The following is a 13,065-nucleotide window of genomic DNA, read 5'->3' as shown; positions in this document are numbered from 1 at the left end:
TCTTTAAAAATAGCCCGTAAGCGGGCTATTTACTTAGGCCGGGTAATGCTGAGCTATTTCTTGGCTAATCATAGCTGCGGTTGCCGCTGATAATGTCCAGCCTAAATGTCCATGACCGGTGTTGTAAAAGACACGTTCCTGTCTACCACGGCGCACCACTGGCATCATGTTCGGCATCATGGGACGCAGACCTGCCCACGGCACCACATGTTCAGTACATAGATCGAAATTGCGTTGTGTCCAGTCAATTAAAGGCTGAATTCGGTCAACACGAATATCCCGATTATAACCATTAAATTCCGCGGTTCCTGCAACACGTAAGCGGTCTTTACCTAAACGTGACAAGACGATCTTGGCGCTCTCATCTAGCAGACTGACCCAAGGAGCATTTTGCTGACTTTGCTCATCATTCAGCTGTACGGTAATTGAATAGCCTTTTACCGGATAGACATTCACTCGCTCACCCAACAGATCTGCCAACTGATAACTGCTTACGCCTGCACATACCACAATGGCATCCGCCTGAATCTCGAGCACATCTTCAGCATTGGCATGCACATTTTCAGGGCTTGGTCTGCATTTAACCGTAATATGCTGTGCTTGGTGATCGACCGCAAATACATCCTGACCAAATTCGAAGTTCACCCCTTTTTTCATACAGGCATTTGCCAGTCCAGTACTGAATTTATGAATATCTCCAGTCGCATCACTCTGGCAATAAAACCCGGCATAATAATCTCCAGTTAATGCAGGTTCAATCTGCTTGATTTCTTCATTGCTGATGGCATTACGTTCCAGACCACCACTACACAACAGATCATTGACCTTAATTGCGACATCATAATCAGCTTTATTATGGTAGAAATGTAGAATTCCGCGCTTTTCCAGATCAAAATCAATCTGCTCAATTTCGGCAATTTCAAACAGACGTTTTCTGGCCAGTAATGCGATTTTTACCGTTTCCCGGGTATTGGTTTCATAGTTTTTAATATGACCTAGAAATTCCATCAGCCAGCTATATTTATGCAGACTAAAAGAAGGATTAAGCAATAGCGGTGCGGTTTTTTGTGACATCCATTTGATGCCTTTCAACACAGTGGCTTTTTGATTCCAGACTTCTGCATTACAGGCAGAAAGTTGCCCGCCATTAGCAAAGGATGTTTCCATCGCGGGATAAAGATGACGGTCAACCACCGTGACCTGATAACCGAGTAAGGCGAGCTCATAAGCTGTTGTTACACCGGTAATGCCTGCCCCCACCACAATAACATGACGCATAGACACCTCTCCTCAATATGTGATGTCTTTCCCATCTGTCATGTGTACCTGAGAGCTTCGGTGACTGCATCATAGCTGTATGCAGCAACCTTCCCCCTTCGGTGAGTGATTCAACACTTCTCTCCAGAGTTTAATATATTATTGCAGTCCTTTTGCCTGAGAGTTTCCTGGGACCTTGCTCCTTCGGCGAATGCAGTAGCATTTCTCTCCTGCAATAATATTTTTATTATCCTGAGCAATTTATATACCATCTTATCGGAGACTACAGTTTTTTATTTATGTTAATTCACGTGATTTAAGTGGTAACGATACTTTCAATAAATTTAGAAGAAATAACACTATCTATTTCAAACGAATTTTAAGATTTTAATTTGGTTTTTTGCCTCATTTTCCTACGTCATGCTGCAATGCAAGGCATTTAAGAAAAGCAATAATGTTAATAATTGCTTAGGCTATTTATAGGATTGATTTAATATTAGACTTTAATATATGGCCGACTTTCAGATCCTAAAATTAAATTAACCAGGAAAGAATCAACATGAGAGATCCAGCCGCGACTACCGTTTGCATACTGATAATACTGGCCATGAACTGGCTATCTCCGCCATAGACACGCGTCAGTACATAGGAAGCTGAAGCAGTAGGTAAAGCAAAAAACAACACCAGTACCTGGGTGGTTAAAGGATCAATATCAAATAATTGGCAGACAAAGAAAGCAGCAAGTGGCATTCCTAATAAACGTCCAAAAGTCGCCAGACCTAATGGGAAGATATCTCGCTGGAAGCCTTGGAACTGTAAGGCAGCCCCCACACACATCAAGCCAAGCGGCAAACTGCATAAGGCAATCTGTTTTAAGAATAATTCAAACCCAGCCCAGAGTGATAAGCCTGAAAGATTAAATAGGCCTCCAACAAGAGAACCTAGAATTAAAGGGTTCTTTAACAGATCAATCAGGATTTTGAAGATCTGCATATCTGAACTACGGGTAAATGCCAGTACAGATAAGATATTGACCAGTGGAATACATAACACCATCACTACGGCGAAAATGGTCATGCCCTGCTGATGAAATAAAGCATTCACTGCTGCAAGTCCGATATAGGTATTAAAACGCAGGAGTGCCTGCACATAGACCCCAAAACGTGCATAGCCAATCTGATAAATCTTGCGCATCACATATAGAGCAATACTGACCACTGCCATAAGGCTAAAGACCACCAGAACCACATCTTTAATGACTGCCATTTCAATCTTGGCTACGGCCAGATTTAAAAATAGCATGACTGGAAACAGGACAAAATAATTAAGTTTTTCTGCCCCACGCCAGAAACTATCTTCCAGCCATTTCCTTTGTTTTAATACATAGCCCAAAGTAATCAGGCCAATAAGCGGAAACAGTACAGTGAAGATAGTCTGAAACATTGAACAACTCATGATATGGGTTTTGCGGCAATCGCATCCAATTCAATTGCCTGTCAATGAGCAAGGATACAACAACCGGCTCGTTTCAAGATAAAAATAGTGGAAAATTCAATGGATAATAAATAAAAAACACTCTCGCTGGCTTTAATTAAAATACGCTTTAAATCCAACTTTCATCTTTTGCAACATTTAGTGCATCATTTTTAGTCTTTCAAGCTCCTCATAAACCTTTGCATCAAGCTTCGGACGGACTTTTTCAAACTTAACTTTTAACAAATCCAGGCTTCTTAAGAGCATCCTAAAAATGAGTCTCTCACGGCCTAAATCATCTGTTGCCTTAAAAGTTGTTGGATCAATCCTTAAACGGAAATCCATATTTCTACGTTTAAATGAATAAAAAATACGTTCATCAAAACTATCATTTCCCATTATAATTTCAATGCACTTCCATTTATCTATCGGAATATCATACGACTTATTTTGTAGTTGAGCATTTAAGGCATTTTCTACTGCGTTACGTGCTTTATTTTCGAGATCAAGATGATCTTCTGTTAACACTTCCCTACTTAATTCAGCACTTAACCATACTTCCATTCATATATCCTGTCATTATTCTTATTAAACACACTTAGAATCAAACATAGATTCAAATAACTTCATCAATCTTTTCGAGACTCTTTTCTAAAATCACCAGATTTAAATCTACTAAAGGCTGTCCAACATCTGCATCCAGTGGATAACTCTCTGTTTTGCCGGTTTGGTGATAACCACGACGCTCATAATACGCGATTAATTCAATGCGAACATTAAGAACAGACATTCTAAGTTTTTTGAAAGGTATTTTTTCTCTAGAGTATTGCTCAGCGAAATCTAACAATATTCGGCCATAACCTGAATTTTGCCGGACTGGGTCAATAGCAAAACTGCCGATTTCAAAACAATCTGGCAAGTGTGTCAGACCAATACAACCCACCAGTTGATCATTATTTTCCAAGACATAAAGTTCGAAATCAGGCCGTGCTAAAAGTTCACTTAACTGAGCCTCATTAATTCGATCACCTAAAAAAATGTCATGTTCATGCGTCCAGCCCAAATTAGATCGATAAGCTGTATTGATCAACTTAACAATGCTTTGAATGTCCGTAGCTTGGGCTAAACGAATATTGTTATTTTTCATTTTATAAATATAAAAAAGCCAGACCGAAGCCTGACTTTAATTTCATTTGCTTCTATAAAGCAAATTATTTAGGTTCAATTGGCTCAAACGGCGCAACGACATCGGCATTTTGTGCACGATGGCGCATGAAGTGATCCATCAAAACAATTGCTAGCATCGCTTCAGCAATTGGGGTTGCACGTACACCCACGCAAGGATCATGACGGCCTTTGGTCAGGACATCCGTATCTTCACGATTAATGGTAATGGTTTTACCCGGAGTTGTGATGGAAGCCGTTGGTTTCAACGCAATCGAAACACGAATATCCTGACCGCTAGAAATACCACCCAAGATACCGCCAGCATGGTTCGCCAGGAAGCCATCTGTTGTGAGTTCATCACGGGTTTCATGACCGAACTGCTCAGTCACACCAAAACCATCACCGATTTCGACACCTTTAACAGCATTAATCGACATCATGGCATGCGCGATGTCAGCATCCAGACGATCAAATACTGGCTCGCCCCAACCCACGGGTACTTTAGACGCAATGATCTCGAGTTTAGCGCCACAACTAGTACCTTGTTCACGCAAAGACGTGACCAGTGCTTCAAAGCGCGGCACCGCATCAACATCACCACAGAAGAACGGGTTATTTGGCACTTCGTTCCAGTCCAGTTTTTCTGCTTTTTCAGTACCGATTTGGGTCACATGACCACGGATTTCAATACCAAATTTCTCAAACAGGAATTTCTTGGCAATCGCACCTGCTGCTACACGCATCGCAGTTTCACGCGCACTCGAACGGCCACCACCGCGATAGTCACGAAAACCATACTTCTGGGTATAGGTATAGTCTGCATGACCCGGGCGGAAAGTTTGCGCGATATTGCCATAATCTTTCGATTTCTGGTCCGTATTGCGGATTAAAAGACCAATTGAAGTACCGGTAGTTTTACCCTCAAACACACCTGAAATAATTTCAACTTCATCTGGCTCTTTACGCTGTGTTGCAAATTTTGAAGTACCCGGCTTACGACGGTCCAGATCCTTTTGCAAATCCGCTTCAGACAGTTCAATCCCTGGTGGAACCCCATCAATAATGGCCATTAAGCCAACACCATGAGATTCACCACAAGTCGTTACACGGAAGAGTTGCCCTATACTATTACCTGCCATGTCAACGACTCCTTATGAATTAACAGATTGAATGAATAAATCACGATATTGACGGCATTGGGCTGCAGTCAGTGCAAAGATACCTGAACCACCACGTTGGAACTGCAACCAGTGGAAATCAACGGTATTGAAGTTTTGCTTCATCGCCCATTCAGAATTACCCACTTCAATCACGATCAAACCATCTTCAGTCAGATAATCAGCTGCTTGAGCCAGCATCTTGCGAACTAGATCCAGACCGTCTTGACCAGCAGCAAGCGCAAGCTCAGGCTCATGATGGAATTCCTCAGGCAAATCAGCCATATCTTCCGCATCGACATACGGCGGATTAGATACGATTAAATCGTACTGATTTTCGGCTGGAATTTTTTCGAACAAATCCGATTCAAGCAATGCGATCTGATATTGCTTGTCATGATGCTCAGTATTAATTTGTGCAACTTCCAATGCTTCTTTGGAAATATCGGTGGCATCTACTTCCGCTTCAGGGAAAGCATAAGCCAAGGCAATTGCGATACAGCCGGAACCGGTACACATATCTAGAATGCGTTGTGGTGTCTTCGGATTCGGGTTTTCCGGCAAGTTATTAACCGCTTCACCCATTTGACCATGTTCGCCCAGGAAATAAGGAGCAAAACGGTTTTCAATCAGCTCAACGATTGGCGAACGAGGAATTAATACACGTTCATCAACATAGAATGGCTTGCCGAAGAAATAGGCTAGATTCAATAAATAAGAGGTTGGAACACGTTCATTAATGCGGCGTTCTAGCAAGCTCAAGAACTCAGCCACTTCGCTTGGCAATAATTTAGAGTCCAGAATTTCAGGATCTGCATTCCAGTCCAGTGACAAGGTTTGTAGAACCAGCGCTGAACTTTCAGCAAAATAATCTTCTGTACCTTGACCTAAGTGCGCATCGTATTGACGTAATGCTGTAACCCCAAAACGAATAAAATCACGAATGGTAGTTAAATTTTCAGCGGCTTCCTGCAAATGTTCAGGGCTAATAGTCGGTCGATCCACTTAAGGCGTCTCCAAGGTCATTTTTTAAAACGCCTTATGATACCTTGTTTTGAGGTCTTTTATAATGCCAAAACCATGAAAAACCCGAATTCTCCATGGTTTATCAATGACAGATCTTCTGAATTTCAGGCAGATTAGAATCCTACTTTTTAAGATTTATCGGTATTTCCGGAAGGATTTATTAACTTAAAATCAGTTTAAGCACCGGCACGATAAGAACGCAATTGATACAAATTCGCCTGATCTTTTACCATCTCCAGCGCACATTGACCCTGTTTAATCTGGGCATATTGGGTATTCATAGTCAGCTTGCATTGCTGTGACAGTTTGCGTTCCCACACTGTATGCTGATCACGAATATTATTACGATAACCCGCATTCAATTTCAGATAAGTCTTATAGTTTTTCTTTAGACGTTTATTCTGTGCTTTTAATTCTTTTTTCACACATTTCTGCAGTTTAGCTGTATTGCCATAACTAAAGTTCATGCACTGGGTATATTCCTGAGAATAACCTGTAGCCGCCTGAACCTGTAATGCCATCGTCCCCAAACAACCTACCATTAATAAACATGCAAAACGCATAGTATCCCCTTCACCAAAACTGGCTTGTTTCCAATCAATATTGAATAATGAATCTTGTTTAAATTATTGCCTGATACTAACTGAGTCCTTGATAAAATCCTATATTTTTCTCGCTTAAAAAGATGTCACAGTTCTTTGGTTGAAACTTGATTTTATGGCCGCATATAATTCGGCAATGATGTCCAAACGAGCCCAGATCTTATGAGCTATAAGCACAACAATCTTATGGCCATGCGCCAGAACTACTGGAATGACCAGTTATCCAGTCAGGTGCAGCAGGAAAAGGTATTTTTACAAACCACATTAATGCAGCAAGGCGTATTTAGTAGCGCGACTTTGGAAGATGCCAAGTACCTGTTTTTCAGTTTGCCAAGCATCATTATTGTGAAGGGTTATGCGCTGGGTTTTATGCATGAAACAGTCCAGAACCTAATTCATCAACATATTCAAACAAATAAACAACAGTTACAACAACGATCTGAATTAAAAATTCAATTTCAAATGTCATAATATTCACCCTACACTGGTCAAAACGGCAAGCGATATGCTCTTGCCGAGATTTTCACCGTGAATTCAGCGGCTTAAACTTTTTTAATACGTGCAGACACGGTAATATCCACTACAATGATTTATTCCGCTTTATGCTGATAAAAGGATTGAGTTTACATGTCAGATCAGAACGATAAGCTTAAACAATTGAAAACTTCCTCAATGGATCGACGCTTATCGATCGCAAAGGCATCTTTGCTGGCAGGTACGCGCTGGGCAGCATCCAGTGCGGGTTCTATGTTCTCGAGTGAAGAAGAAAAAGAAAGAAGACGCAAAAAAGCCATGAAAGAACAGGCCGATTATCTGGTTGCAGAAATTGGCAAGCTTAAAGGTTCAATTGTCAAAATTGGCCAGATGATGGCCCTGTATGGCGAACATTTTCTGCCAGAAGAGGTCACTCAAGCCTTAAATACGTTAAATAATAAAACAGTTGCTTTGGCGTGGCCGGCGATCAAAGCCCAATTACAACAGCAATTAGGTTCCAAGCTAGATGATCTGACGGTTGATCATGAGCCCCTAGGTACCGCCTCTTTGGCTCAGGTTCACCGTGCTGTACGCAAGTCAGATGGCATGGAACTGGTGCTTAAAATCCAGTACCCGGGTGTAGCTGAGGCTATTGATTCTGATATGAGCCTGTTTAAGAACATGCTCAAATTGACCCGTATGGTGCCGCAAACCCGTGAATTTGATCAATGGTTCGATGAAGTTCGTGAGATGATGCATCGTGAGGTCAATTATAAAATTGAGGCGGATACGACCCGTCGTTTCTGTAAACGTCTGCAAAATGATCCACGATATATCGTACCGACCATCATCGATAACTATTGTACTGACCGTGTTCTGTGTATGACCTTTGAACGTGGTGTACCCATCAATAGTCCAGTAATGTTGTCTCTACCACAGGAACGTCGTAATAAACTGGGTGAGGCTTCCCTTGAAATCGCAGTACGTGAGATTTTTGAATGGGGGGAGATGCAGACTGACCCGAATTTCGGCAATTATCTGGTACGTCTAGGTGATGGCGAAAATATTCAGGACAAGATTGTGCTTCTCGACTTCGGTGCAATCCGTCAATTTGACCAGCATCTACTCAATGTAGCGCGTAACCTGATCCAGGCCGGTTATCATCATGATTCAGACATGATGGTGAAAGCCATGACCGGTTATGAATTCTTTGATTCTATTCCGCCTAGCATCAAACCGGATATGGCGAAAGTCTTCCTGTTAGCCACAGAAGCCTTCAGCTCGCCAATGAACAATAAAGACCTGCCTCCAGGTGTGATGGATGAACATGACCGCTATAACTGGAAAAAAAGCCAGCTTCATAGCCGGGTAATGCAGCAAGCTTCTAAATCCATGGCTTCACGTTATTTCAGTGTACCGCCTAAAGAATTTATGTTTATCAGCCGTAAGTTCATTGGCGCTTATACCTTCATGACGGTGATTGATGCGAAAACTAATGTACGCGCAATGATTAAACGTCATCTCTAAACGACTAAGTTATTATTAGCCTTATATAAGACCCGGATGATTTTGTCATTCGGGTCAATTTTTGATAAAAACCTAATTTTTCTTATTTTATTTTTCTATTTAGTTTCAATATTTTAATTCTTCAAATCCCCTCTTTATTTTAATTATAAATTGACAATGATTCATGTCATTGATGACATGGTTTTTTCTAGAACTGCATGTCAACATCAGGCAAATAAGATAACACCCCGTAGGATAATTAGAATGAACAATATGGTGAACAAAGCACAAGGATTTGGCTTGTCCATCCTGACCAAAGTGGCTGGAAGTGATTTACTCGACCAATTAAAGCTGCGTAAATTTTTAGAAAAATCTCTTTATCAAAGCTCTAAAGCAGGTTTTAAAACACTCAGCCAGACTCAGAAAATCCTGAAATCTGGTCAGAAAATTCAAAGACAACGTTTGCCACATCAGTCCAAATCCCTGTTTGATCTGAATCTGACTGAAGAACAGCAAATGACCTGCGAGGCAATGCAACAGTTTGCCAGCGAAGTCCTTTATCCTTTGGCACATGATGCAGATCATCATGAAATCTTCCCAAAGGAACTCTGGCAATATTCAACTGATCTGGGTCTTAATTTTTATGCGCTGCCTGAAACTCTAGGTGGCGTAGCTGTAGAACAGAATATCGTCAGTAATGTCCTGATGGCTCAACAGTTGGCTCAAGGTGATTTCAGTCTGACCGCTGGTCTGCTTTCTACTTTTAGTGTGATTAATGCGATTACCCGTTGGGGTTCAGAACAGGTTCAGGCTGAGTATTTGACTGCATTTGCCGATGATCCTCATCTTAAAGCTACCTTCGCAGTACAAGAAGCAACAGCTGCCTTTAATCCTTATCAGTTAAAAACTCAAGCAACGTCGAATGGAGATCACTATTTAATTAATGGTGAAAAAACCTTGGTGATGCTCGGAGAAACTGCTGATATCTATCTGGTCAGTGCAGATCTGAATGGCAAAACCGAAGTATTTATTGTGCAACGCAATAATACCATTACTGCACAAAAATCTCCGGCTATGGGCTTGAAAGCCACTCAAACTGTGAATCTCAAATTTAATAACACACCGGCACAACGCTTGGGAGATGACGATTTTGATTACACCGCTTTTCTTGATCTAGGCAATTTAATGTGGTGTGCCATGGCGGTCGGTATCTGTGAAGCGGTTAAAAAATACTGTGTGCAATATGCCAATGAACGGACAGCCTTTAGTGAACCAATTTCCCATCGGCAAAGTGTAGCTTTTATGATTGCAAATATGGCGATTGAAATTGATGCCATGCAAATGCTGATCCTGAATGCCGCCAGTCTTGCAGAATCTGGTCAAGACTTTCATCGAGAAGCTTATCTGGCCCGTCTGCTCTGTGCAGAAAAATCCATGAAAATTGGCACAGATGGCGTACAGATTCTCGGCGGACATGGCTTCACCAAAGAACATCCGGTAGAACGCTGGTATCGGGACTTAAGAGCAACAGCAATCGTACATTCTGGCCTTCATGCCTGAGCAAAGAATAAGGAAAAAAATAAATGAACTTGCAAAATCCTAAAAAATTCAAATTGCTGATTGATCAGGCACATGAAGTTGCCCTGAATGTACTCCGCCCTATTTCACGCAAGTATGACAAAGCTGAACATGCTTATCCGAAAGAGTTGGATATGCTTGCCTCTGTCGTCGATGGTATGAACCAAGGCAGCGAAGGCATGAATGCAGGAGCTGCGGTCAATAAACGCGGTGATAGCGATGAAAGCAATAAAAATGGCGTCAATATGTCGACAGCACTTAGTATTGTCGAAATGTGTTATGGTGATACCGGACTGCTTTTATCCATGCCGCGTCAAGGGTTAGGAAATTCAGCCATTGCTGCCGTTGCTAATGACGAACAGTTGCAACGCTTTCATGGTATATGGGCAGCGATGGCGATTACTGAACCAGGCTGTGGTTCGGATTCAGCTGCCATTCGTACCACTGCCATTAAAGATGGTGATGACTATATCCTCAATGGTGAAAAAATCTTTGTCACCTCTGGCGAACGTGCAGATGCGGTTGTCGTCTGGGCGACTTTAGATAAAAAACTTGGCCGTGCTGCAATTAAATCCTTTGTCGTACCCAAAGGCACACCCGGCATGAAAATCGAGCGTCTGGAACATAAGCTAGGCATTAAAGCCTCGGATACGGCTGCAATTAGTTTTATTGATTGTCGTATACCTGCTGCTAATTTGCTTGGACATGCTGAAATTGATGTGGCCAAGGGTTTTGCTGGGGTCATGGAAACTTTTGATAATACCCGCCCACTCGTTGCAGCGATGGCAATTGGTTGCTCTAAAGCTTCTTTAGAGAGAACCAAGGAAATTTTTAAGGATCAGCTAGATTCTGAGTACCATACACCTTACTTACAAACATCGAATATTGCAGCGCAGATTTATCGTATGGAAGCCGAATGGGAATCTGCCCGTTTATTAATGTTAAAAGCTGCGTGGATGGCGGATAATCGTAAGCCTAATTCCCGTGAAGCTTCTATTGCTAAAGCCAAGGCGGGTCGTATCGCGAATGAAATCACTTTGAAATGTGTCGAATTAGCAGCATCTATAGGCTATAACGAGGCAGAACTTTTAGAAAAATGGGCACGTGACTCCAAGATTCTGGATATTTTTGAAGGAACTCAACAGATTCAGCAACTCATTATTGCTCGACGTGAACTAGGTAAATCTTCAAGTGAATTAAAATAATCAAAAACTGGAAATACTTCTTTATTAAAGAACGAATCATCAAAAAGAATGGATTTTTTATGGTTTTCGAACTATAAAATTTCCATCCTTTTTCATGTCATGACCTATGTATTCTATTCGTCCTTTACAACCTCAAGATAATGCTCAAATTGCCAAGATTATTCGTGAAGTTTCCGTAGAATTCGGACTTGCAGCAGAATCCGGTTTTGCTGTCGGTGATTCAATCCTGGATAACCTGTATGAAGTATATCAGCAGCCAAATGCAGCTTATTGGGTCATTATCGATGAGCAGGATCAAGTCTTTGGTGGCGGAGGTATTTCGCCATTACAGGGTGATCAGAGTATTCTAGAAATACAGAAAATGTATTTCTTACCCATTATTCGTCGTTATGGATTTGCAAAAAAGATTTTAAATCTGACCTTTGACTTTGCTCATGAGCAGAACTTTAAACGAATCTATCTTGAGACTACTGCAAGTCTTTGGCAGGCAGTGAAGCTTTACGAAAAATTAGGTTTTGAACATCTCGATCATCCCGAAGGCAATACAGGTCATAGTGCAGCTTGTGAAATCTGGATGCTAAAAACTTTAGACTAAGCTTTCTTGTGCATCTAAACACATACACTTTAAAGAAAAGCCTGAGATACAAATTCGACTGTTAATTGGCTTTTCTTTAAACAATTCTTCATAAAAAATTCATTATTCAATAAAATCTAATTTGTCTTTGTAAACAAATCATCTAATTTCTTGACGATTTTCATACATCTTCCTAAGATCAATCTAATTTTAAAAATACAGGGAAGCTGAAAGTTGTTGGGCAAATTTTCTGGCAAAAACTATTCATTATTAAAGGTCTTAAATCCTACTACTTTAAAAATTGGGATACTTGGTTTAAGTACAATATTAATAAGTGCTTGCTCCTCACTAGGGGGTAATTCCTTAGAAAAACGCTCTGCTAAACTGTCTCAAGGAATTCAGACTGCATATGCTGTGCCTGCGATAACTGCTACTCGCGTTTCACCTTTAATTATTCAAAATGCCGAAAGACATAGTCTAGATCCCTTGCTAGTAGCAGCCGTGATTCGACAGGAATCTACCTATCGCAGTCAGGTCGCTTCACCTGCAGGTGCTGTGGGTCTTATGCAAATTGTTCCGCGTTATTGGCAATCTACATGTGGACCTGATTTATTTAATGAAGCAATAAATATTGGATGTGGGAGTTATATTCTGTCACGTTATCAGGAATCTAGTGGCAGCCTAGAAAAAGCGCTGGGCTATTATAATGTAGGCCCTACTGCCTATGAGAAAGATCGGAAAATGCGTAAACAAGGCAAAAAATATGCAAAAGAAGTTTTAACGCACCAGAAGCAACTTAAAAAATCGATGTAATTAGAACGTACTAATGATTAATTAAATGCATTCCAGAAATATTAATCCATAAATAAAAAGGCTTAAATTTATTTAAGCCTTTTTCTATTTCATCTTTATTTTTTCTATAAAAAAAGCCCCCTGCGTGAGCAGAGGGCTTTTGGAATAATGAGCTGGCGATGACTTACTCTCACATGGGAGACCCCACACTACCATCAGCGCTAAGAGGTTTCACTTCTGAGTTCGGGAAGGGA

At 41.1% G+C, this 13,065-nt stretch carries 13 protein-coding genes and 1 riboswitch; of the genes, 6 read left to right on the top strand and 7 right to left on the bottom strand.

What is annotated here, in order from left to right; translation table 11 throughout:
* Positions 1-33: 33 nt before the first annotated feature.
* The 7 genes from FTU03_RS13270 to FTU03_RS13240 form a co-directional block, all read right to left on the bottom strand.
* A complete protein-coding gene (locus FTU03_RS13270; protein ID WP_179993234.1) occupies positions 34-1,278 on the bottom strand; it encodes a D-amino acid dehydrogenase in 1,245 nt (414 codons plus the stop codon).
* A gap of 134 nt (positions 1,279-1,412) precedes the next feature.
* Positions 1,413-1,500: riboswitch (glycine riboswitch) on the bottom strand.
* Positions 1,501-1,791: 291 nt separating this feature from the next.
* Positions 1,792-2,700 (bottom strand): AEC family transporter, encoded by a 909-nt coding sequence (locus tag FTU03_RS13265; RefSeq protein ID WP_179993235.1) that lies wholly within the window; start codon positions 2,698-2,700, stop codon positions 1,792-1,794.
* 189 nt (positions 2,701-2,889) lie between these two features.
* Complete coding sequence (locus tag FTU03_RS13260; RefSeq protein WP_257218452.1) at positions 2,890-3,294, bottom strand: Imm44 family immunity protein; 405 nt, start codon at positions 3,292-3,294, stop codon at positions 2,890-2,892.
* Between the two features lie 52 nt (positions 3,295-3,346).
* A complete protein-coding gene (locus FTU03_RS13255) occupies positions 3,347-3,877 on the bottom strand; it encodes a GNAT family N-acetyltransferase (protein WP_179993236.1) in 531 nt (176 codons plus the stop codon).
* A 64-nt stretch (positions 3,878-3,941) separates the two neighbouring features.
* Positions 3,942-5,036, bottom strand: a complete 1,095-nt coding sequence (gene aroC, locus FTU03_RS13250) for a chorismate synthase (RefSeq protein ID WP_179993237.1) — start codon at positions 5,034-5,036, stop codon at positions 3,942-3,944.
* 12 nt (positions 5,037-5,048) lie between these two features.
* A complete protein-coding gene (gene prmB / locus FTU03_RS13245; protein WP_179993238.1) occupies positions 5,049-6,059 on the bottom strand; it encodes a 50S ribosomal protein L3 N(5)-glutamine methyltransferase in 1,011 nt (336 codons plus the stop codon).
* A gap of 197 nt (positions 6,060-6,256) precedes the next feature.
* On the bottom strand, positions 6,257-6,643 hold the full coding sequence (locus FTU03_RS13240) for a lysozyme inhibitor LprI family protein (RefSeq protein ID WP_179993239.1): 387 nt from the start codon (positions 6,641-6,643) through the stop codon (positions 6,257-6,259).
* 201 nt (positions 6,644-6,844) lie between these two features.
* Here FTU03_RS13240 and FTU03_RS13235 point away from each other — a divergent pair, with 201 nt between their 5' ends.
* The 6 genes from FTU03_RS13235 (at position 6,845) to FTU03_RS13210 (ending at position 12,832) form a co-directional block, all read left to right on the top strand.
* A complete protein-coding gene (locus FTU03_RS13235; RefSeq protein WP_004785493.1) occupies positions 6,845-7,153 on the top strand; it encodes a hypothetical protein in 309 nt (102 codons plus the stop codon).
* Positions 7,154-7,309: 156 nt separating this feature from the next.
* On the top strand, positions 7,310-8,683 hold the full coding sequence (locus FTU03_RS13230; RefSeq protein WP_005235905.1) for an AarF/ABC1/UbiB kinase family protein: 1,374 nt from the start codon (positions 7,310-7,312) through the stop codon (positions 8,681-8,683).
* Positions 8,684-8,935: 252 nt separating this feature from the next.
* On the top strand, positions 8,936-10,222 hold the full coding sequence (locus FTU03_RS13225; protein WP_179993242.1) for an acyl-CoA dehydrogenase family protein: 1,287 nt from the start codon (positions 8,936-8,938) through the stop codon (positions 10,220-10,222).
* A gap of 23 nt (positions 10,223-10,245) precedes the next feature.
* Complete coding sequence (locus FTU03_RS13220) at positions 10,246-11,445, top strand: acyl-CoA dehydrogenase family protein (protein WP_125278651.1); 1,200 nt, start codon at positions 10,246-10,248, stop codon at positions 11,443-11,445.
* A gap of 106 nt (positions 11,446-11,551) precedes the next feature.
* The gene (locus FTU03_RS13215; RefSeq protein WP_179993240.1) at positions 11,552-12,040 is read left to right on the top strand and encodes a GNAT family N-acetyltransferase; all 489 of its coding nucleotides are present in this window, start codon (positions 11,552-11,554) and stop codon (positions 12,038-12,040) included.
* Positions 12,041-12,253: 213 nt separating this feature from the next.
* A complete protein-coding gene (locus FTU03_RS13210; protein WP_166138226.1) occupies positions 12,254-12,832 on the top strand; it encodes a lytic transglycosylase domain-containing protein in 579 nt (192 codons plus the stop codon).
* Positions 12,833-13,065 lie beyond the last annotated feature (233 nt).

The sequence above is a fragment of the Acinetobacter sp. YH12046 genome (assembly GCF_013419905.1).
Classification (GTDB): domain Bacteria; phylum Pseudomonadota; class Gammaproteobacteria; order Pseudomonadales; family Moraxellaceae; genus Acinetobacter.
The sequence above is the reverse complement of the archived record's forward strand: the minus strand, read 5'-3'. Positions and strand labels throughout refer to the sequence as shown.